This is a genomic window from Streptomyces sp. PKA51, from assembly GCF_057552455.1.
Genome location: NZ_BAAJPZ010000006.1, coordinates 315,124 through 335,573 on the forward strand (window position 1 = coordinate 315,124; position 20,450 = coordinate 335,573).

Annotated in this window: 15 protein-coding genes; 6 read left to right on the top strand and 9 right to left on the bottom strand. The window is 74.5% G+C overall.

Features of this window, described 5'->3' with window-relative positions:
• Nucleotides 1–60: 60 nt before the first annotated feature.
• The 4 genes from AC27L3_RS12925 to AC27L3_RS12940 are packed head-to-tail and all read right to left on the bottom strand — an operon-like array spanning nt 61 to nt 6,601.
• Nucleotides 61–1,221, bottom strand: a complete 1,161-nt coding sequence (locus tag AC27L3_RS12925) for a substrate-binding domain-containing protein (RefSeq protein WP_487234166.1) — start codon at nt 1,219–1,221, stop codon at nt 61–63.
• A 19-nt stretch (nt 1,222–1,240) separates the two neighbouring features.
• Nucleotides 1,241–2,242 carry an ABC transporter permease gene (locus tag AC27L3_RS12930; protein ID WP_487234167.1) on the bottom strand — a complete coding sequence of 334 codons (1,002 nt, stop codon included), beginning with the start codon at nt 2,240–2,242 and terminating at the stop codon, nt 1,241–1,243.
• Nucleotides 2,239–3,744 (bottom strand): sugar ABC transporter ATP-binding protein, encoded by a 1,506-nt coding sequence (locus AC27L3_RS12935; protein ID WP_487234168.1) that lies wholly within the window; start codon nt 3,742–3,744, stop codon nt 2,239–2,241. Before AC27L3_RS12935 ends, AC27L3_RS12930 begins: the two co-directional genes overlap by 4 nt.
• Before the next feature lie 46 nt (nt 3,745–3,790).
• On the bottom strand, nt 3,791–6,601 hold the full coding sequence (locus AC27L3_RS12940) for a SpoIIE family protein phosphatase (RefSeq protein ID WP_487234196.1): 2,811 nt from the start codon (nt 6,599–6,601) through the stop codon (nt 3,791–3,793).
• A 422-nt stretch (nt 6,602–7,023) separates the two neighbouring features.
• Here AC27L3_RS12940 and AC27L3_RS12945 point away from each other — a divergent pair, with 422 nt between their 5' ends.
• Nucleotides 7,024–7,560 (top strand): YrhB domain-containing protein, encoded by a 537-nt coding sequence (locus AC27L3_RS12945; RefSeq protein WP_487234169.1) that lies wholly within the window; start codon nt 7,024–7,026, stop codon nt 7,558–7,560.
• A gap of 15 nt (nt 7,561–7,575) precedes the next feature.
• Here AC27L3_RS12945 and AC27L3_RS12950 read toward each other — a convergent pair whose 3' ends face one another.
• On the bottom strand, nt 7,576–8,514 hold the full coding sequence (locus tag AC27L3_RS12950; RefSeq protein WP_487234170.1) for a cyclase family protein: 939 nt from the start codon (nt 8,512–8,514) through the stop codon (nt 7,576–7,578).
• 167 nt (nt 8,515–8,681) lie between these two features.
• Between AC27L3_RS12950 and AC27L3_RS12955 the strand changes: the two genes are divergently transcribed.
• Nucleotides 8,682–9,371 carry an APA family fibronectin-binding glycoprotein gene (locus AC27L3_RS12955; RefSeq protein WP_487234171.1) on the top strand — a complete coding sequence of 230 codons (690 nt, stop codon included), beginning with the start codon at nt 8,682–8,684 and terminating at the stop codon, nt 9,369–9,371.
• Nucleotides 9,372–9,482: 111 nt separating this feature from the next.
• Nucleotides 9,483–10,511, top strand: coding sequence for a DUF72 domain-containing protein (locus AC27L3_RS12960; RefSeq protein ID WP_487234172.1), 1,029 nt, complete (start codon nt 9,483–9,485; stop codon nt 10,509–10,511).
• Here the strand turns inward: AC27L3_RS12960 and AC27L3_RS12965 are convergent.
• Complete coding sequence (locus AC27L3_RS12965; protein WP_487234173.1) at nt 10,410–11,378, bottom strand: serine/threonine-protein kinase; 969 nt, start codon at nt 11,376–11,378, stop codon at nt 10,410–10,412. The genes AC27L3_RS12960 and AC27L3_RS12965 overlap by 102 nt on opposite strands.
• Nucleotides 11,375–13,204 carry an ABC transporter ATP-binding protein gene (locus AC27L3_RS12970; protein WP_487234174.1) on the bottom strand — a complete coding sequence of 610 codons (1,830 nt, stop codon included), beginning with the start codon at nt 13,202–13,204 and terminating at the stop codon, nt 11,375–11,377. Before AC27L3_RS12970 ends, AC27L3_RS12965 begins: the two co-directional genes overlap by 4 nt.
• A gap of 655 nt (nt 13,205–13,859) precedes the next feature.
• On the opposite strand from AC27L3_RS12970, the gene AC27L3_RS12975 reads away from it, so the two are divergent.
• Nucleotides 13,860–15,281, top strand: coding sequence for an alkaline phosphatase family protein (locus AC27L3_RS12975; RefSeq protein WP_487234175.1), 1,422 nt, complete (start codon nt 13,860–13,862; stop codon nt 15,279–15,281).
• Between the two features lie 24 nt (nt 15,282–15,305).
• On the opposite strand, the gene AC27L3_RS12980 is transcribed toward AC27L3_RS12975, so the two are convergent.
• Both AC27L3_RS12980 and AC27L3_RS12985 read right to left on the bottom strand, forming a co-directional pair.
• A complete protein-coding gene (locus AC27L3_RS12980; RefSeq protein ID WP_487234176.1) occupies nt 15,306–16,007 on the bottom strand; it encodes a phosphatase PAP2 family protein in 702 nt (233 codons plus the stop codon).
• An 85-nt stretch (nt 16,008–16,092) separates the two neighbouring features.
• Entirely contained in the window at nt 16,093–17,208 is a 1,116-nt protein-coding gene (locus AC27L3_RS12985) for a PP2C family protein-serine/threonine phosphatase (RefSeq protein WP_487234177.1), read from the bottom strand.
• 235 nt (nt 17,209–17,443) lie between these two features.
• Here AC27L3_RS12985 and AC27L3_RS12990 point away from each other — a divergent pair, with 235 nt between their 5' ends.
• Together AC27L3_RS12990 and AC27L3_RS12995 are read left to right on the top strand one after the other, a co-directional pair.
• Nucleotides 17,444–19,777 (top strand): Orn/Lys/Arg family decarboxylase, encoded by a 2,334-nt coding sequence (locus tag AC27L3_RS12990; protein ID WP_487234178.1) that lies wholly within the window; start codon nt 17,444–17,446, stop codon nt 19,775–19,777.
• A 127-nt stretch (nt 19,778–19,904) separates the two neighbouring features.
• Complete coding sequence (locus tag AC27L3_RS12995) at nt 19,905–20,441, top strand: DUF4232 domain-containing protein (protein WP_487234179.1); 537 nt, start codon at nt 19,905–19,907, stop codon at nt 20,439–20,441.
• The last annotated feature ends 9 nt before the right edge of the window (nt 20,442–20,450 follow it).

Below are 20,450 nucleotides of genomic sequence, written 5' to 3' on the forward strand. Positions count from 1 at the left end.
CGTGCGTCAAGACACCGGGATGCCTTCCAGCGAATCCGTCATCTCCTCCCCGTTCTCCCGTCACCGTGCGCCGCCCGCCCAGATCCGGCGATAGGCCGCGCGGTAGCCCGGCGGGTCCCACGTCGTGGCGCCGCCGGTGTTGGCGGCCGTGGCGATGTGCGCGGGGGCGACATAACCGCTGGCGGGCGCGCCCGCGAAGGCGCGGTTGAATTCGTCGACGATCTGCCAGCCCTGTGCGGCGAGCGGCTCGGGCACGGTCGCCGCCTGGAACGCGCCCTCGTTGATGCGCTCGAACGCGGACGGGTCGCCGTCGCCCGCGCCGATGTTGTAGGGGGCACCGGTCCCCTTCCTGCGGGCGGCCCGCAGGGCCGGGGCGGCATCGGCGAAGTACACGTCGTTGATGGCCACCGAGTGCGTCCAGCGCGCGCCGTAGCGGGACAGCAGCGAGGAGACGGCCTGCGGCGTGCGGCTGCCGGTGTCCGGCAGCGGGATGTTCTCCTCGGCCAGCAGCCGCACCCCCGGGCAGGTGGCGAGCTCGGCCCTGATCAGCTCCGACTTGTGCCGCGCGAACGGGATCGAGGCGTCGGTGAACAGCACCGCTCCACCACTGCCCCCCGAGTGCGCGATCACCCAGTCGGCACTGGTGCGCGCGACGTCCTCGACACGCGTCGTGACATTGGTGAACAGCGGCGGATCCGCGCTGGGGCCCGGGTCGTCGACCGCGTGCCAGCCGACGAGCACGATGTGCCGGGCCGTGGCCGCAGCGACCTGACGGGAAGTCAGGCGAGGGTCGAAGCCGCCGACGACGATACCGGCGGGCCGCAGCGTCACCGCCTCGCCGAACGCCGCCTGGATGCCGGCCGGGGTGCCCTGGCCGTCGAGCACCCGCACGCTCCAGCCGGCGGCGCGCGCGGCGTCCCGTACGCCCCGGGCCGTGCCCGCGACGCCGGGATTGGTCATGCTCTGCGCCACGTACACCACCTCCTTGCCGCGGGCCGCCCGCGGGCCGGTCGCCGGGCCGGTCCACCGGGTGTCGGACCGCTCGGCCCGGCGGACGGCCGCGGTGGCGCGCGCCCACGCCGCGGGACAGCCGGCCGCCGTCGGCCGTACGGGGGAGGGCGCGGGCCCCGTCGAGACGTCCCGTTCGCAGCCGGCCAGGGGCGCGACCGCCACCGCGAGGAGCACGGCCGCCCCCAGGGCGGTCCTGCGTCGTACGGGCACGGGCACTCCTCGCACGCCGTCAGGCCGTCCGCCGCCGGCGCACCTGCCGGCGGGCGGCCCACCCGGCCAGGCCGACGGCGATGAGCAGGGTGGCGCCGTTGAACAGCGGGGTCACCCAGAACTGGGCGCCGAGCTGCTCGATGCCGGCCAGCCCGACCGCGAGGACGCTCACGGCGACCAGGGTGCCCGGGGCGTTGGCCCGGCCCGGCCGGACCGCGGTGGAGCCCAGCAGCGCCCCGACGAACGCGGGCAGCAGGTGGTCCAGGCCCACGCTCGGGTTGCCGGTCTGCTGCTGCGCGGCCAGCAGCACGCCGGCGACGCCGGTCACCAGCCCCGATCCGATGAAGGCACAGGTGGTGCAGCGCCGGGCGGGGATGCCGAGCAGGTCGGCGGCGCGGCGGTTGGAGCCGATGACGTACAGGTACCGGCCGAGAGGGAGCCGCTCCAGCAGCACCCACAGCAGCACCGTCAGGGCCAGGACGTAGAAGGCGGCGACCGGCAGCCCGAGGAAGTACGAGTCGTACAGCGCGGTGAACGCCGGCGGCAGCCCGTGCGGACCGGGCACGACCCGGGCCCCGCCGGTGAGGGCGCCGGTGAAGGCGTACATGATGCTGCCGGTGCCGAGGGTGGCGATGAACGAGTCGATCCTGGCGAACTCGACGACCAGGCCGTTGACGGCCCCGGCCGCCGCCCCGCCGAGCACCACCACCAGGCAGGCGAGCGGCCAGGGCCAGCCCCCGGCGACGATCAGCTGCATCGTCATGACGTGGGCCAGCCCCAGGCCGTAGCCGAGGGACAGGTCGAACCGGCCGGCCGCGATCGGCAGCGTCGCACCGAGCGCGAGCAGGGCGGGAATCGACTGGTTGGACAGCACGGCCGAGACGTTGTCGAGCGTGGGGAACGTGTGCGGCAGCGCGAGGGAGAAGGCCGCGAACAGCACGACGGTCAGCGCCAGGAGCCCGTAGGCGCCCACCAGATGCCCGACCCGGTGCCCCGGCGGGTGTCGCAGCCGCGCGCTCACCCGTGCCCACCGGTCACGGCGGGCACGGCCGAGGCGGCGCGCGTCAGCGCGGTGGCGGTCAGCTCGCGGCCCGCCGGGCGGGCCGCGACGGATCCGCGCACGAAGACCAGCGCCCGGTGGCACACGTCGGCGATCTCCTCGAAGTCGGTGGAGACCAGCAGGACGGCGAGCCCCTCGGCGAGCGCCTCCCCGAGCAGGCGGTGGATCGCGGCCCGCGCGCCGACGTCGATCCCCGCGGTCGGCTCCTCCAGGACCAGCAGCCGCAGGTGCTGCGGGAGCCACCGGCCGAGGACGACTTTTTGCTGGTTGCCCCCGGAGAGCGTGGCGATCGGCGCCTCGGTGTCGGGCGGACGCACCCCGAGCCGTTCGACCAGCGCCGCGGCCCTCGCCCGTTCGGCCGCGGTGCCGATCCGGTGCGGGCCCCGCCGGCCGCCGGCGGGCGGCCCGGCCAGGAGGTTCTCCCGTACCGTCAGCTCCGCGGCGCACCCCTCCTCCAGGCGGTTGCCCGTCACCAGGCCGACGCCGGCGCCCACCGCGGCCGCCACCGAGCCCGGCCGGTACGGCCGCCCCGCGAGCAGGACGCGCCCGCCGAGCAGCGGACCGCAGCCGGCCAGGGCCCGGCCCACCGCCGCATGCCCGGACCCGGTCAGGCCCGCCAGGCCCACGACCTCGCCGGGGCTTACCGCGAGCTCCAGCGGCGCGCTCTGCGCGGTGCGCACGCCGTCGACGGTCAGCACGGCCGGCCCCGGGGCCGGGGCCGGGAAACGGTGCCGGCCGCCGGGGTCGTGGCCGACGATGTCGTGCACCAGGCGGGCGGGGTCGTGGCCGGCGACCGGCCCCCGGCCGACCAGGTGCCCGTCGCGCAGCACGGCGAAGGTGTCGGCGACCTCGTACACCTCGTCCAGCCGGTGGGTGACGAAGACGACGGCCCGGCCGCGGTCGCGCAGGGCGTGCAGGAGGGCGAACAGGCGCGCGCAGTCCGCCGCGGGCAGGCTCGCGGTCGGTTCGTCGAGGACCACGACCGGGGCCCGGGTCGCCAGGGCCCGGGCGATGGCCACCAGCGAGCGCTCGGCCCGCGGCAGGCCGGCCACGGGGGCGTCCGGGTCCAGGTGCGCGGCGACGAGGTCCAGGGCCTCGGCGCACCGGGCACGGGTGCGGGACCAGGAGATCAGGCCCCCGCGGCGGGCGTAGCCGGTGCCCAGGGCGATGTTCTCGGCGACCGTCGCCCATGCGACGAGCCCGAGATCCTGGTGGATGAAGGACATGGCGCGCGAGGCCGCCTCCGTGCCGAGCGGGTGCCCGGCGACACTCACCTCGCCCGCGTCCGCGCGGTGGACGCCCGCGAGGATCTTGATGAGCGTGGACTTGCCCGCGCCGTTGGCGCCGAGCAGGGCCAGGACGCTGCCGGGGCGGATGTCGAGGTCGACCCCGTCCAGCGCGAGGGTGCCGCCGAACCGCTTGCCGAGGCCGCGGATGCGCACGAGGGGCTCCGGGGGCCGCATGCCCGTCATGCTACGACCCCTTTCGCCCGCTGTGCCGGATGGAGCGTCAGATGGCCGGTATGTCGTCGAAGGAGGCGAGCGCGATCGAGGCGTCCAGGTCCTTGCCGGCGGTCATCTCCAGCGGGCACTCCGCCCAGATGACCTTGCCGCCCGGGGTGTAGCGGGTGCCCCAGGACTGCGACAGCTGGGCGACCAGGAACAGCCCGCGGCCGCCCTCGTCGGTGCTCGCCGCGTGCCGCAGGTGCGGGGCGGTGCTGCTGCCGTCGGAGACCTCGCAGGTCAACGTGCGGTCGTACAGCAGGCGCACCTGGATGGGGACGCTGGCGTAGCGGATGGCGTTGGTGGCCAGCTCGCTCAGCAGCAGCTCGGTGGAGAAGGCCAGCTCCTCCAGCCCCCACTCGGTCAGTTTCGCGGTGACGGCGGAGCGCACGGAGGAGACCAGCGCCGGATCTGCGGGCAGGTCCCACACGGCGATCCGGTTCGGGTCCAGGACGTGGGTACGGGCGACCAGCAGCGCGATGTCGTCCGCAGGATGCTCGGGCACCACCGCCTCCACGACGGCCCGGCAGGTCTCCTCGGGCGGCCTGCTGGGGTGGGCCAGGGCCCGGCGCAGCAGCTCCAGGACGGTGTCGAAGTCGCGCTCGCGGTCCTCGATGAGCCCGTCGGTGTACAGCACCAGCTGGCTGCCCTCGGGCAGGTGGAACGTGGCGGTCTCGAAGGGCAGGCCGCCCAGCCCCAGCGGCGGGCCGGCGGGCAGGTCGGGGAAGGTGACGGTGCCGTCGGGGCGCACCAGGGCGGGCGGACAGTGCCCGGCCCGGGCCATGACGCACTCCTGCGAGGTGGGGTCGTAGACGGCGTACAGGCAGGTCGCGCCGACGATGCCGGTCAGGCCCGCGGTGGGATCCCCGCCGCACTCCTCCCGGTCCAGGCGCCCGACGAGGTTGTCGAGGTGGGTGAGGACCTCGTCCGGGGGCATGTCCAGCTCGGCGAAGTTGCGCGCGGCGGTGCGCAGCCGCCCCATGGTGGCCGCGGCGTGCAGGCCGTGGCCGACCACGTCCCCGACCACGAGCGCCACCCGCGTGCCGGACAGCGGGATGACGTCGAACCAGTCGCCGCCGACCCCGGACTCGGCCGGCATGTAGCGGTGCGCGACCTCGACCGCGTTCTGCTCGGGGAAGGCCTGCGGCAGCAGGCTGCGCTGCAGCGCCAGCACCATCGCGTGCTCGCGGGTGTACCGGCGCGCGTTGTCGATGCAGATCGCCGCCCGCGTGGCCAGCTCCTGCGCCAGCGAGCGGTCGTCGTCGCCGAAGGGGGCCGGATCACGGGCGCGGTAGAAGCTCGCGATGCCCAGCACCATGCCCCGGGCCAGCAGCGGCACGGCGATCAGGGAATGCACGTTGTGGGCGAGGATGCGCTGGGCCTTCGTACGGTCCTGGCCGACCCACCCGGGGGCGGTGCGCAGGTCGGGCTCCAGCACGGTGCGCCGGGTGGTCAGGCACCGCAGCTGCGGCGTCGTCGGCTGCAGGTCCACGAGCTCGCCCGCCGGATAGAAGGGGCAGTCGCCGCGGAAGCCGTGCACCACCGTGCGGTACAGATCCCTGGCGGGATCGGCCGGCTCGTCACCGCGCAGCACCGCCTCCGGCAGGTCGACGGTGACGAAGTCCGCCAGGCGCGGCACGGCCGTCTCGGCCAGCTCCTGCGCGGTGCGCGTGACGTCCAAGGTCGTGCCGATGCGGCTGCTGGCCTCGGAGAGCAGCTCCAGGCGGCGCCGGGCCGCCACCGCGTACGTCCCCACCCCCGGCTCGCCGACCATGACCAGCTCGCCCGCGTCCTCGGTCGCGCCCCGCGGCGGCGCAGGGCGCGGCGGGGCCTGCGGGACGCTCTCGGCCAGGGACTGCCGGCCCAGCAGCCGGGCGGGCCCGCCGCCCACCGGCGCCCCCGGCTCCGGGACGACGGCCAGCCGCTCGTGCCGGGCGGGCAGGACCGCCTCCACGGCCAGGCCCTCCACACCGCAGGAACTGGTCACCGGGCGGCTGAGCAGCGTCACCCGCCGCCCGCCGGGCAACGACACCGCCATCGCGGCCCGCTGGCCCGAGGAGATCAGCTCGGCGGCCTTCTCCTTGAGGATCATCTGGTCGCGCCAGTCCAGTCCGCTCGCCGCCAGCTCACCCAGGCGCACCTCGCCGTCCGGCAGCAGGCGCCTGGCATCGAAGTAGGCCTGCAGCAGCGCCCGTTCGCGCCCCGTGCTCTGTTCCAGCAGCCGCTGCTCGATGGCGCCGGCCGCCCTGCGGATCACGGTGTCCAGCCCGCCGTCCACGTCCGCGTACGGATAGCCGAAGCACAGCACGCCCTCGATGCGCCCGCTGAGCAGGTCCCGCACGGGGATCGCGGAGCAGGCGTTGGACTGCGAGCGCTCGGCGAAGTGCTCGGCACCGTAGACATTGATCAACCGGCGCTCCGCGAGAGCCAGACCGATGCCGTTGGTCCCCGCGTACTTCTCGGCGAACACGAAGCCCGGCACGCTCTGGATCGCCGGCAGGCGCCGGGCCAGGGAGGCCGTGCCGAAACGGCGCTGCAGCACCGCCCCGCGCCCGTCGGCGAGGCAGATGTTCATGTCGCGATCGGTGAAGCGGGCCTGCAACCGGTCCATGACAGGCGCTGCCGCGCGCACCAGGCGACCGTCGAGGTCCAGGTCCTGCACGTACGGCAGCTCGCAGCCGTCCGGCGACAGCCCCAGCTGCCGGCTGCGCTCCCAGGAGCTGAGGATGGGGCCGCGCACGGCCTCCTCGACCGTCCCGCCACGGAAGAACTTCTCACGGGCGAGCACCGGCCCGATGTCCTCCGCGACGAGGCCCATCCGGATCACTTCCCGTACGACACTGCGGAAGTCGCTCGACGTTCTATTTTAAATCGTCCCTCGTGCCTTGCCGGGCGAGCGGCGGTCACGCGCGGCTGCGCACGGTCCACGCTCGGTACGTGCCGGCGATCCCCGAAGCGCAGCCTGATGCACCGGTCGCATGGGGCGCGCCCCGGCGCCCTTCCCATGAAGATCGGCCAGCCGAACTGCTGCGTCAGTCCAAGGTCTGCGTCAGCTCGCTGCGGCGTGACGTGTGCACGATACGGCCGTACGCCCCGTTGACGGCGGGTAACGAACAGCCATGCGTCGGATTTTGACACAGTGCCGCGCCCCGAAGACACCGAGTTCGGCCGGACCCCGGCCGTAGTGGGGGCGGCGCGGGCATGGCGAAAACCGGTTGACCTGTGGCGAATGATGAGAGCGTGATTTCCGAGGAACGCGCCGTTGCGCTCATCGAGTCCTTCCTGGCCAGAGAGCTGCCGACGTGGCCGTGGCAGGGGTGCGCCCCCACGCCGGACATCTACCACGTGCAGGAACGCGCGGTCGGTTGGCTCGTCTTCTGGCGCTCGGCGGAGCAGGCCCGGGCCCGTGACGTGCGCGGCAGCTTCGTCGGCGGCCACTACCTGGTGGACCGGCACGACGGGAGCATCCACTACGTGCCCGCCGTCCGGTGGGAGGACGAGGGCTGGGAGGAGCAGTACCTCCTGCAGGTCAAGGGCATCAGACCGCCCGATCCGCTGGCCTGCGCCGTTCGCGAGCTCGTCCACTCCGCAGGCGTCGTGGCCGCGATGGGTTACCTGCGCAGGCAGGCCCCGCGGCTGAACCTGCAGGAAGCGAAGGCGTACGTCACGGCTGTTCAGGACGGCGCCGAACCACCGGAAGAGCTGGCAAGGCTTACCCGGACGGAGCCGAAATGGCCGCCTGTGCCGATCGAAACGCTGGCTGGTCCGGTCGAGTAGGTCTCACACACGGTCTCAGAGAACCGCCACCGGGTTGACCGGAGAGCCCGTTCCGCCGGGGACGTTCAGCGGGGCCACCACGCACAGGAACGCGTACCGGCCCGCGTCCGCGCAGGCCGCCGCCAGCGCCTCCAGGTCGAGGTTGTCCAGCAGCGGAACCCCCATCGCGGCCACGGCCAGGGCGTGCACGGGGGAGTGCACCCCCTCCACCGGCGAGGGCCGCACGTCGTTGTCGCCGTCGGCGCCGAGCAGCGCGATGCCGCGCTCGGCCAGCAGCGGCACCGCATGGACGTGCAGGCCCGCACCGGCCTCGTCGGCGTCCCAGGCGCCCAGGCGGCGCCGCCGCCGGAACCGGCCGGTCCGCACCAGCAGGGCATCCCCCTCGCCGATGCGCACGCCGTGCGCGGCCTCCGCCGCCAGCAGGTCCGCGGCGTGCACGGCCTGCCCGGGCTCCAGCCACTCGGCGCCCCGCACCGCGGGCAGGTCCAGCAGCACCCCGCGTGTCACCAACGGGCCCAGGGCCGCGACGTCGCCGAAGCGGGCCCCCGCGGCGCCCACCAACCGCCCGGCCTCGCCGCCGTCGTACAACCGCCCGCGGTAGGCGACGTGGCACAGGGCGTCGAGGTGGCTGACGCCCTTGCCGTGGTAGTCGGCGCCGAGGAAGTCCTTGTGGGTGGCGGGCTCGGGCGGCTCGATGTCACCGAGGTCGGACATGTAGTGCAGGGCGGCCCTGCGGTTGTCCGGGCCGCAGACGGTGTTCCACGGCAGCCCCATCGTCACGACCGTCCCCGACCGCACCAGCTCCACCGCCCGCCGTACCCGGTCGGGATCGACCCGCCCGAATGCGCCGCGCCCGGCGTCCGCCCAGCGCCCCCACGTCCGCAGCTGCGCGAAGAGCGCGTCGAACTCCGCCCGCGTGAGGGCCGGAGACGACCCGGAAGCAAGGCTGCTCACCTGCCCCAGTGTGACCGTACCCGGGGCGCCCGGCACGCCGGATGCCCGAGCGCACGGTCTGACGTGCACGGGGCTGAAGTGCACAGGTGTGAAGTGCACGGTCTGAGTACGCGGTCTGAGTACGGGCACTCAGGCCGGATCCCCGCCGGGGCGGAAGGCTGGAGGCCATGACCAGCCCGATGCCGCCCTCCCCCCAGCCGTACCTTCCGCCCCACCCCGCCCACGCACCCGTACCGCCTGCGGCCACCCGGCCCGCCCGGCGCACCGCGCTGATCGCCGGCGCCACCGCCCTCGCCGTGCTGCTGACCGCCGGCGGCGCGCTCACCTGGTGGCTGACACGCGAGGAGGACGACTCCCCGCTGGCCGGCCGGCCCCGGGTCGACGACACCCGGGCCGGACTGTCCTACGCGATACCCGCGGGCTGGCAGCACGACGCGGCCAAGGACGCCGACCTGATGAGCGCCTTCACCTCGCAGATCATCAGGAAGCCGGACGCCGGGGCGGAAGGCGACACGACCGGTGCCACCGTCATGGCCGGGCGGTCCGGCCAGGTCGTCCCGCCCTCCGCCCTGCCGCGACAGACCGAGCGCGCGGCCCGGTCGAACGCCGAGTTCTTCTTTCCCGACCAGCCGGCGACGCTGGAGGACTCCCGCCCGGCGCAGGTCGGCGACCAGCCGGCCCACACGGTCACGGTGAAGATCACCGACCGCAAGGGCACCACCGCGCACCTGAGGATGACCGTGGTCACCGTCGACCACCGCCGCACGTCCTTCGTCCTGGGTCTCAGCAGTGACGCCCCCGGCACCCGGGCCGGCCGGGAGGTCGACGCGGTGCTGCGCAGCACTGCCGTCCGCTGAAGGGGGTGTCACCGGGCCGATCCGGGGAACACGCCTGAGCTCCCGGCCCTCCCCGCACCGGCGGCACCTTCGGCCGGGAAGGCACCGGGAAGGCACCGGGAAGGAGACGGCGTGAGCACCATCGACCGGTCCGGCATCCTGGTCGGCACCTGCTCCTGGACGGACCAGGCCCTCGTGGCGAGCGGCTGGTACCCGCCGGGCGCACGGTCCCCCGAGGGACGGCTGCGGCACTACGCGGCCCGCTTCCCCGTCGTGGAGGCCGACACCACCTACTACGGGCTGCCCGCTCCGCACATCGGCCGCCAGTGGGCGCAGCGCACGCCCGCCGGCTTCACCTTCGACGTCAAGGCGTTCGCGCCCCTGACCGGCCACCCCGTACGGGCGGCCATGCTGCCCGCCGACCTGCGGCCGCCGGGGCCGCTCGAGCGGCGCCTGACGAGCGCCGAGCTGCCGCGCGCGCTCATCGGGGAGCTGTGGCGCAGGTTCGCCGAAGGGGTGCGGCCGTTGCGGGAGGCCGGCCGGCTGGGCGCGGTCCTGGTGCAGTTCCCGCCGTGGCTGGCCCCCGGGCCGCGCGGCCGCGCACGGGTGGCCGCCTGCCGGGCGTACGCCGGTGACCTGCCGCTGGCCGTCGAGTTCCGCCACCCCGGCTGGTTCGGCCACACCGAGCTGCCGGGCACCCTCGGGCTGGCGCGGGAATGCGGCATGGCCCTGGTGGCGGTGGACACCTCCCCGCGGGTTCCCGGAGCCGTCCCGCCGGTGGCCGAGGTCACCTGCCCGGACCTCGCGGTCGTGCGGTTCCACGGCCGCTCGGCGGCTTGGGGGCGGGGCAGCAAGGAGGAGCGCTTCCGCCACGACTACACCAGCGCCGAGCTGGCCCCGTGGGCCGCCCGCGTGCGGCGGCTCGCCCGCGGCGCCGCACGCGTGCACGTGCTGTTCAACAACTGCTGCGGTCAGGCCGCCGTCACGGCCGCGGAGACCATGCGCACCCTCCTCGCGACAACGGCGACAACGGCGACCACCGCGACAACGGCGGCACCCTCACTCCCGGGGCACAACGGCGCGGCGCCCCTGCGGCAGCAGGGCGTCGAGCGCGGCGGCGAGGGTGCCCAGCGGCGGGCGGGCGGCCGCATCCGGCCGTAGGCAGGCGTCGATCGCCGCGGCCAGGCCGTCGGGCAGGCGCCGGTGGCTCGCCACGGGCGGTGCCGGCAGGCTCAGCTGGGGGTAGCGCCCGATCAGCTCGTCCTCGTCCGGTTCGTCCTCATCCGGCTCCACCTCGCCTGGTTCGCCTTCGCCCGGTTCCTCCTCGCCCGGTCCGCCTTCGCCCGACGACTCCTCCTGCACCTCCTCGCCCTCGCCGAACGGCACCGTCCCCGTGGCGGCCTCGTACAGCGTGACGCCGATGCCCCACACGTCCGTCGCCGCCGACAGCGGCCCGCCCCGCGCCTGCTCGGGGGAGAGGTAGCAGCGGGTGCCGACGCCGGGCTCGCCGGGGCCGGGCGGGGCGGCAGTGCTCAGGTCGAGGAGTTTGGCGCGGCGGCAGTCGATGACGACGTTGTCCGGCTTGATGTCCAGGTGCAGCAGCCCTCGGCCGTGCAGGTAGTGCACCGCCGAGCACAGCTGCACACCGAGCAGCGCCAGGTCGGCGGCGTCCGGCAGGGCGTCCGCGTGCCGTACCAGGTGGTCGAGCGTCTCGCCGGTGAGCGTCTCCAGGACGACGTACGGCCGCGGGTCCGCGGCACCGGCGACCTCGTACGCGCGCACCAGGTGCGGGTGCGTGAAGTCCTTCAGCCAGCGGCCCTCGCGCACCAGCCGCTCGCGCAGCTCGGGGTCGGCGGCGCGGTCCGGGCGCAGCACCTTCACCACGCAGCGGCACTCGCGCTCCGGGCTCCAGGCGTCGTACAGATCCAGCCAGCCGGTGCGGTGCAGGTGCGCGAGCACCTCGTAGCCCGGGGCGACGAGCGCACCGGCCGGCAGCGGCGCCGGCCGCGGACCGGCGCGGGCGCTCATGCGGCGTCCCCTTCGGCCGGGGCGAGCGGCAGGCCGTCGCCCACGCCGTGCAGGCGGTGCAGCTGCCGGTAGGAGGCGCTGCGGGCGAGGAGCTCGGCGTGGGTGCCGCTGTCGGAGACCCGGCCGTCCTCCAGCAGCACGATGCGGTCGGCGCTGCGCACGGTCAGCAGGTTGTGGGAGATGATGATCGTCGTGCGCCCGCCCATCAGCAGCCGCAGCGGCTGCAGGATCCGGCGGCCCGACGCGGCGTCGAGCCCGGTCGTGGGCTCGTCGAGGACGAGGACGGGCGCGTCGCGCACCATGGCCCGGGCGATGGCCAGGCGCTGGCGCTGCCCGCCCGACAGCAGCCGGCCGTGCTGGCCGACCACCGTGTCGTAGCCCTGCGGCAGGCGGCGGACGAACCCGTCGGCGTCGGCGGCCCGCGCCGCCGCGAGGATCTGCGCCTCGCTCGCGCCGGGCCGGCCGTAGGCGATGTTCTCCCGGACGGTGCCGTGCAGGACCGGCGTCTCCTGCAGGAGCAGTGCGATGTTCTCCCGCAGCTCGGCCAGGCGCAGTTCGCGCACGTCGAGGCCGTCGATGCGGACGGCGCCGTGCTCGGGGTCGTAGAAGCGCAGCAGCAGTTTGGCGACGGTCGACTTCCCCGCGCCGCTCGCCCCCACCAGGGCCAGCGTCTCGCCGGGCGCGGCCTGCAAGGTGACGTCCCGCAGTGCGGGCCGGGCGGCCCCGGGGTAGCGGAAGGTGACCGCGTCGAGGACCACCTCGCCGCGTGCCCGCCCCAGGCGGGCGGGGAAGAGGGTCTCGGTGACCTGCGGCCGCTGGTCGAACATCTCGATGATCCGCTCGGCGGCCGCGGACGCCGCGTAGAAGGTGTTGCTCAGCCGCGCCACGCCCCGGATCGGCCCGTAGAGCCGGGTCAGGAGGGTGAGGAAGACCAGCAGCCCGCCGAGGGTCAGCCGGCCCTGGGTGAGCTCCCAGGCCCCCAGCCCCATGACGACCAGCACGCCGCCCAGCTCCAGGACGTCGACGACCGGGCCGAAGAGGGCGGCGATCCGGGCGGAGGCCATCTCGGCCCGGTACCTGCCGAGGTTCTCGGCCCGGAAGCGCCGCTGCTCGTGGCCCTCGCGCCCGTACGCCTGGGCGAGGGCGACGTTGCCGAGGCTCTCCTCGGCGACGGCGCTGATCGTCCCGCTGCGCCGCTGCCGCTCCCGGGAGGCGTCCTTGACCAGGGCCGCGAACCAGCGGGCCGTGCCCCAGAACAGCGGGGCGACCAGGAGCGCGACCACCGTCAGGTCCCAGCTGAGGTAGAAGAGCACGGTCAGGAAGACGGCGAGTTCCATCAGGTGGGCGATCGCGCTGACGATCCCGGAGAGCAGGAACGTCTCGACCGCCTCGACGTCGCCCGTCAGGCGGGCGAGGACGTCACCGAGCCGGCGGCGCTCGAAGAAGCCGAGGGACAGGCCCTGCAGGTGCCGGAAGAGGTCGGCGCGCAGTGTCATCAGGAAGCGCTCGCCGACCCAGGTGGAGGTCACCTCGTCGCCGAAGCTCACCAGGCCCGCGGCCAGCGTGATCGCCACGTAGGCCAGGGCGACGGGCACGAAGAGGGCGAGGTGCTGCGGGACCAGGACGTCATCGATGACGATCTTGAACAGCCAGACGCCGGCCGCGTCCAGTACGGGACCGGCGGCGACGAGGAGGAGCAGCACCGGCAGCCAGCGGCGCCCGCCGCGGGTGTAGGGCCAAAAGCGCCGGAAGACCTCGCGCAGCGGCACCGGGGGAGCGGCCGGGACGACCGACTCCTCTTCCTGCGGACTGGCGATGGCGGCCACGAACCGCCGCGGCGACCACACGGTGCGTGCCCCCGCCCGATCGACACGGCCGGGCCTGCGCGGCCCGGCCTGGACGGTTGCCGGATGCCGTCAGTAGCCCCCGTGCCTGCGGTGGCGACGACGGTGATCCCTCTTCTTGTGGTGACTGGTCCTCTTCTTGCGCCTGTCGTCAGTAGTGCGCTTGCGCATGCTGCCGAGGGCCGGAGTCAGGTTCGCCAGGATCCCCATGGCTTCCTCCGGATCTTCCCGGTCCCCGCACCGCGGGATTGCCGGAACGGGGATGGTTTAATCTGCCACGATTCCAGCGTAACGCCGTCCCCCGGACACCGACCCCGTCCCGTGGACATCGGCCCCGGCGCCCCGGACGGACGCCGGCCCCGGCACCCGGACGGACGCCGGCCCCGGCACCCGGACGGACGCCGGCCCCGGCACCCGGACGGATGCCGGGCGCCGGGGCGCAGGACCCGCGCCCCCCGTAGGTGATCGCCCGGCGCGCCGCGGGCGCCCTCCCTGGCGCCGATCGGTCAACTTCCCCTCATTCACAGCCAATTGCCGCATCGTTCACTCCCTCCCCCCTGTTGTCGACGGGCCCGCACCGGGACAGTCGTACCGGTCATGCGTGTGGCCCCCACACGACACCCAGGGAGGGATCCTCATGTCCGACATCACCCGGCGCAGGCTCCTCGGCGCGGCGGCCGGCGCCGCGACGCTGTCCGTGCTGCCCCCCGGCCTCCAGCGGGCGGTGGCCGCCGGAGCCGCGCGGGGCGGCTCGCTCGCCGACGTCCGGCACGTCGTGCTGCTGATGCAGGAGAACAGATCCTTCGACCACTACTACGGCACCCTCAAGGGGGTGCGCGGCTTCGCCGACCCCGACGCCCTCACCCTGCCCGGCGGCCGCAGCGTCTTCCACCAGCCCGACGCCAAGAACCCCAAGGGCTACCTGCTGCCCTTCCACCTTGACACCCACCGCACCCGCGCCCAGGCGATCCCCTCGACCGACCACTCCTGGCGCACCCAGCACGAGTCGTGGAACGGCGGCAGGATGGACCGCTGGATGACCGCCCACCGCCGCCCCGGCTCCGACGGCAGCAAGGCCCCCTACGTGATGGGCTACCACACGCGCGAGGACATCCCCTTCCAGTTCGCGCTCGCGGAGGCCTTCACCATCTGCGACAACTACTTCTGCTCCGTCCTCGGCCCCACCTGGCCCAACCGCCTGTACTGGATGACCGGCACGATCGACCCCGGCGGCACCCGCGGCGGCCCCGTCATCGACAACACCGCGCCCAAGCCCTACCGCTGGACCACCTACCCCGAGCGCCTGGAGAAGGCCGGCATCAGCTGGCGCGTCTACCGGGAGGAGGACGACTACGGCACGAACATGCTGGAACAGTTCCAGCAGTTCAAGAACGCCAAGCCCGGCAGCCCCCTGTACGAGCGCGGACTGCGGGTCGCCCCCGAGGGGACCTTCGAGGACGACGCGCGCAACGACCGCCTGCCGGCCGTCTCCTGGATCCTGCCCACCACCGCCTCCTGCGAGCACCCCGACGCGTTGCCCGCAGCCGGCGCGGACTTCATCGCCAAGAAGCTCGAAGCGATCGCCGACAACCCCGAGGTGTGGCGCAAGACCGTCTTCATCCTCGACTTCGACGAGAACGACGGCCTCTTCGACCACGTGCCCCCGCCCGTCCCCCCGAAGGGCACCCCGGACGAGTTCGTCCAGGGCCTGCCGATCGGCGGGGGCTTCCGCGTGCCCTGCCTGATCGTCTCGCCGTGGACGGTGGGCGGCTGGGCGGCCGGCGAGGCGTTCGACCACACCTCGGTGCTGCGCTTCCTCGAACGCTGGACGGGCGTGCGCGAGCCCAACATCAGCGCCTGGCGCCGGCGCACCTTCGGCGACCTGACCTCCGCCTTCGGCTTCGGTTCCGCCGCCGGCAGGCCGCCGGGCCTGCCCACCGACACCGAGGAACGGCTGCGCCAGGCCGAGTGGGACGTCGCCCACCTGCCGGCACCCGCCTTCCCCGGCGCCGCCCAGCAGCCCCCGCGCCAGGAACCGGGCACCCGGCCCCGTCGGTGACGCGGTCGCGCTACGCCGTCCGGCTCAGCGGCTCCCGGCGCGGGCGGCACCGCGCCGGGAGCCCGCGTACCCTCGCCGCCGCGGCGGCGAGGGCACGGGAAGCCACCGGGTGGCCGCCCACGCACCCGCACCGCACCACGCGAGCGCGAACAGCCAGCCCCCGACGACATCGCTGATCCAGTGCACGCCCAGGTAGGCCCGCGTCAGCCCCACCGCCACGCCCCAGCAGCCGGCCAGCACGGCCAGCGGCCACCGGGCCCGCGGCGCGCGCAGCAGGACCGCCGCGACGAGCAGGGCGGCGGTCAGGGCCGCCGTCGTCGCGTGCCCGGAGGGGAAGGACCAGTCCGCGGCGTGCGTCGCCCACTGCCGCACGGGCGGCCGCACCCGCTCGACCACGTACAGCACCGCCCGCCGCAGCCCCTGACCCGCGCCCAGGAAGAGCAGGCACCACGCGGCGGACAGCAGGCGCTGCCGGGCCGTGCGCCCGGCGAGAACCCCTGCCAGGACGGCCAGCAGGTACGGCACGGCGCCCGTGCCGGTGCCGGTCAGCCAGCGTGCGAAGGTCACCGCAGGTCCCGGCCGGTGCCCCACGGCCCATCCCAGCACCCAGGTGTCCACCGGCAGGGGAGCGCCGCCCCGGAGGACGACCACGGCGGCCAGCACGGCGAAGACGGCCAGGGCCACCAGGCCGGTCACGGCCGCTGCCCGGCGATGGACGGACGTCATCGGACCCCTCCTCGGCTGATCGCAGCACTGTAGACGACGACCGAGGACGGCCAACGGCCCCACCGGGACAGGACCCTGCGGTCGCCTACGGCGCGGCCAGGCGCTGGACGACCACCATGGCCGCGTCGTCACCCAGGAACCCGCCCGCATGCGCCAGCAGATCCTCGCGCAAGTGCCGCAGCAGCGCCTCCGGATGGTCCCCCGAGCGCCCCGCCAGCCGCTCGGCCAGCGGATAGAACACCCCTGCCCCGTCCCGCGCCTCGATCACCCCGTCCGTGTACAGCAGGACGACGTCACCCGGGCCGAACGCGAAGGACTCCAGCACGAAGCCCGACCGGTCGAAGGCGGCCAGCCCCAGCGGCAGCCCCGGCTGCGCCGCCTCCAGCGCCGTCACCCGGCCCTCGCGCAGCAGCAGCGGAGGCGGGTGCCCGCAGCTGACCATGTGCAGCACCGGCGCCCCGTCCGGTACCTCCAGCACGGCCGCGGTGACGAACGCCTCGCTGCGGTCGGCCCGCTCCCGCCCTCCGAGCCCGTTCACGCCCGAGGCGAGCGCGCCCTCCAGATCCGCCACCAGGTCCGGCAGCTCCGCCTGCCGGTGCGCCGCCGCCCGGAACGCCCCCAGGACCAGCGCCGCGTCCCCCACCGCCGCCAGCCCCTTGCCCCGCACGTCCCCCACGACCAGCCGCGTGCTGCCGGCCGTCCGCGCCACCGCGTACAGGTCCCCGCCGATCTGCGCCTCCGCCTCGGCCGCCAGATAGAACGACGCGATCCGCAGCGGGCCCGAGCGCCGCGGCAGCGCCCGCAGCACCACGCCCTGGGCCGCCTCCGCCACCGACCTGAGCTGCGTCATCTGCCGCTCGTGCCGCTCCCGGCGGTGCGCGAAGACGGTCACGATCGCCGAAATGAGGATCAGCGCCGTGATCTGCAGCGTGTGGTTGAGATCGGTCGCCGTGGTGCGCACCACCGCCACGACGGTCTGCGCCACCACCGCCACCAGGCCGACGAACGCCGTCAGCCGCGCCCCGCCGAACGAGGCCGTCACGGCGGGAGCGGCGACCAGGAAAGGACCGAGGTGCACTTCCGGCGGCGCCAGGATGTCCACCACCGTGACGACCACGACCAGCAGGAGCGGCACCGCGACCAGGGCCCGGTGCGGCCGCCCCGGCCGGCGCGGGGCCCCGCGCGGGCGCCAGAGATCCATGCCTCCTGCTTACACCACCACGCCCCGGGCCCGGCCCGCCGCCATGCCCGCCCGCGGCCCGTACCCACCGATCAGCGCACCCGGAGCACCCGCTCGCCACGGCTCGCGCCCGCAAGCCGCCCACCGGTTCCCCACGACCGGGTGGTTTGACCCCCGGCGGACCCCGTACCGCGAGTGGCCGCGGCCCGCAGGGGGCAGGGTGTGGTCCGTTGATCTCAATAACGGGGGAGTTGAGATGACCGACGGAACCGTCCTCTTCGCACTGCAGCAGGACCCGCTCGCCGCCGGATCCCACAGCGAGCAACTGCGCAGGATCCGCACCGCGGTGGAGTCCCACGGGCTCGAAGTGCGCTGGGCCCGCACCGAATCCGACGCCCGGGCGGTGCTGCGCACCGAGGCGGGCCTGGCGGCCGCCGTCGTCTCCTGGGACCTCGCCCCGGCCGGCGCCCCCGGAGCGGACGGCCCCGGCGGCGCCACCGTCCTGCGCGAGATCTCCCGCCGCTTCAAGGGCCTTCCCGTCCTGCTGGTCATGACCGACGACGCCGACGAGGACCTCGAACGCCTGCCCCTGTGGGTCGCCGAGGCGGTGGTCGGCTACGTGTGGCCGCTGGAGGACACCCCGGCGTTCATCGCCGGCCGCATCGCCGGCGCGGCCCGCGCCTACCGCGAGGCCGTCCTGCCGCCCTTCTTCCGCGCCCTGCGCCGCTTCCACGACGCCCACGAGTACTCCTGGCACACCCCGGCCCACGCCGGCGGCGTCGCCTTCCTCAAGTCCCCGGTGGGCCGCGCCTTCTTCGACCACTACGGCGAGCGCCTCTTCCGCACCGACCTGTCCATCTCGGTGGAGGAGCTCGGCTCCCTCTTCGAGCACACCGGCCCCGTCGGCGACGCCGAGCGCAACGCCGCCCGCATCTTCGGCGCCGAGCGCACCTACTTCGTCCTGCACGGCAACTCCACGGCCGACCGCATGGTCGGCCAGTACTGCGTCGCCGAGGACGAGGTCGCCCTGATCGACCGCAACTGCCACAAGTCCGTCCTGCACGGACTGGTCCTCTCCGGCGCCCGGCCCGTCTACCTCGTGCCCACCCGCAACGGCTACGGGCTGGCCGGCCCGCTGCCCCCGGCGGGCATCGCCGCCGACGCCGTCGCCGCCCGCATCGCCGGCAACCCGCTCGCCGCGCAGGCCACCTCGCCCGCCGCCCAGTACGCCGTGGTCACCAACTCCACGTACGACGGCGTGTGCTACGACGCCGTGCGCCTCGCGCACGAACTGGCCCCCAGCACCCCGCGGCTGCACTTCGACGAGGCGTGGTTCGCCTACGCGCGCTTCCACCCCCTGTACGCCGGCCGCTACGGCATGGCCGTGGGGCCCGGCACCTTCCCCGGCCCCGAGCGCCCCACCGTCTTCACCACCCAGTCCACGCACAAGCTGCTCGCCGCGCTCTCGCAGAGCGCGATGGTCCACGTCCGGGCGGCGCCCAGGGCCCCGGTGGACCACGAGCGGTTCAACGAGGCGTTCATGATGCACGGCACCACCTCGCCGCTGTACCCCGCCATCGCCTCCCTCGACGTCGCCGCCGGCATGATGGACGGCCCCCAGGGCCACTGGCTCGTCGACGAGGCGATCACCGAGGCCGTCCGCTTCCGCCAGGCCGTGGTGCGCACGGCACGCCGCATCGAGCAGGCATCGGACCGGCCCCCCTGGTTCTTCGGCATCTGGCAGCCCGAGGAGGTCACCGACCCCGCCACCGGCGAGCGCCACGCCTTCGCCGACGCCCCGACCGACCTGCTGCGCACCGAGCCCTCCTGCTGGCAGCTCGCACCGGACGCCGACTGGCACGGCTTCCCGGGCCTGGACGAGGGCTACGCCCTGCTCGACCCCGTCAAGGTCACCGTGACCTGCCCCGGCATGGACGCCACCGGCACCTGGGCCGAGCGCGGCATCCCCGCCCGCGTCCTGGTCGCCTACCTGGCGACCCGCAACATCGTGGTGGAGAAGACCGACAGCTACACCACCCTGATCCTGTTCTCCATGGGCATCACCAAGGGCAAGTGGGGCACCCTGCTCGATGCCCTGATGGACTTCAAGTCCCTCTACGACGCCGCCGAACCGCTCGAGCGCGTCCTGCCCGGCCTCGTCGAGCGCCACCCCGGCCGCTACGCCGGCGTGACGCTGGACGAGCTGTGCCGGTCCATGCACGAGCACCTGCGCCGGGCCGACCTCGTCACCCTCCTCGACCGGGCCTTCAGGGAACTGCCCGAGCCCGTCGCCGTCCCCCGCTGGTGCTACCGGCAGCTGATCCGCGAGGGCACCGAACGGGTCAGGGTCGCCGACGCCGCGGGACGGGTGGCGGCCGCCATGGTGACCGTCACCCCGCCGGGCATCCCCGTGCTCATGCCCGGCGAGTCCACCGGGGACGCCGACGGGCCCCTGCTGCGCTACCTGCGCGCCCTGGAGTCCTTCGACCGTGCCTTCCCCGGCTTCGGGTGCGAGACCCACGGCGTGACGGTCGACGAGGCCAGTGGCGACTACCAGATCGAGTGCCTGCGCGAGGACAGGCTCGGCTGAGGGAAATCACACACCCTCCGTGTGCCGCAGGGCGTTTGGGGAGACCTGCGCGAGGCAGACGGAAGAGAGATCATGGAGAGCACGGGGAAGGTTCGTGCTTCTCCTCTTCACTCCAAGGGGGCGTGTGATGATACGGAACACACTGGGCAGGGCCGCTGCGACGGCCGCTGCGACGGCGCTGGCGGCGGGGGCCGTCCTCGGCGGGGCCGGCGCCGCCTCGGCCGCACCGGCCGAGGCGACACCGACCTGCCAGGTCGCGGGCCTGAAGGCTTCGCTGTCGGACGCCGGCCACCAGGTCGGCATGTCCCACGAGGGCACCGTCCTGAAGCTCACCAACACCAGCGGGCGCACCTGCGCGCTGCGCGGCTACCCGGGCCTGGGGCTGGAGGACGCGTCGCACAAGACGCTGACCAGCCACACCCGTTGGGGCAGCACCTACTTCGTGACCGACCCGGGCAAGCGCACCCTGTTCCTGAAGCCGGGCGGTTCCGCGGAGGCCGCGCTGGCCTGGGCGCACGCCGACGCCCCGGTCATGGTGCGGGCCTCGTACCTGCAGATCACCCCGCCGGCTTCGACCGAGCATCTGACCGTGCCGTTCGACAAGCTGGTGACCAACGGCGACCTGTCGGTGACGGCCTTCACCGAGCACATCGACGTGCAGTAGGACCTGCAG

Excerpts from the sequence above, each read along its gene's own strand:
- AC27L3_RS12980 (WP_487234176.1), bottom strand. The coding sequence starts at position 16,007 with ATGACGTCCGTCCATCGCCGGGCAGCGGCCGTGACCGGCCTGGTGGCC.
- AC27L3_RS12975 (WP_487234175.1), top strand. The coding sequence starts at position 13,860 with ATGTCCGACATCACCCGGCGCAGGCTCCTCGGCGCGGCGGCCGGCGCC.
- AC27L3_RS12935 (WP_487234168.1), bottom strand. The coding sequence starts at position 3,744 with ATGCGGCCCCCGGAGCCCCTCGTGCGCATCCGCGGCCTCGGCAAGCGG.
- AC27L3_RS12995 (WP_487234179.1), top strand. The coding sequence starts at position 19,905 with ATGATACGGAACACACTGGGCAGGGCCGCTGCGACGGCCGCTGCGACG.
- AC27L3_RS12965 (WP_487234173.1), bottom strand. The coding sequence starts at position 11,378 with ATGAGCGCCCGCGCCGGTCCGCGGCCGGCGCCGCTGCCGGCCGGTGCG.
- AC27L3_RS12940 (WP_487234196.1), bottom strand. The coding sequence starts at position 6,601 with ATGGGCCTCGTCGCGGAGGACATCGGGCCGGTGCTCGCCCGTGAGAAG.
- AC27L3_RS12985 (WP_487234177.1), bottom strand. The coding sequence starts at position 17,208 with ATGGATCTCTGGCGCCCGCGCGGGGCCCCGCGCCGGCCGGGGCGGCCG.
- AC27L3_RS12955 (WP_487234171.1), top strand. The coding sequence starts at position 8,682 with ATGACCAGCCCGATGCCGCCCTCCCCCCAGCCGTACCTTCCGCCCCAC.
- AC27L3_RS12990 (WP_487234178.1), top strand. The coding sequence starts at position 17,444 with ATGACCGACGGAACCGTCCTCTTCGCACTGCAGCAGGACCCGCTCGCC.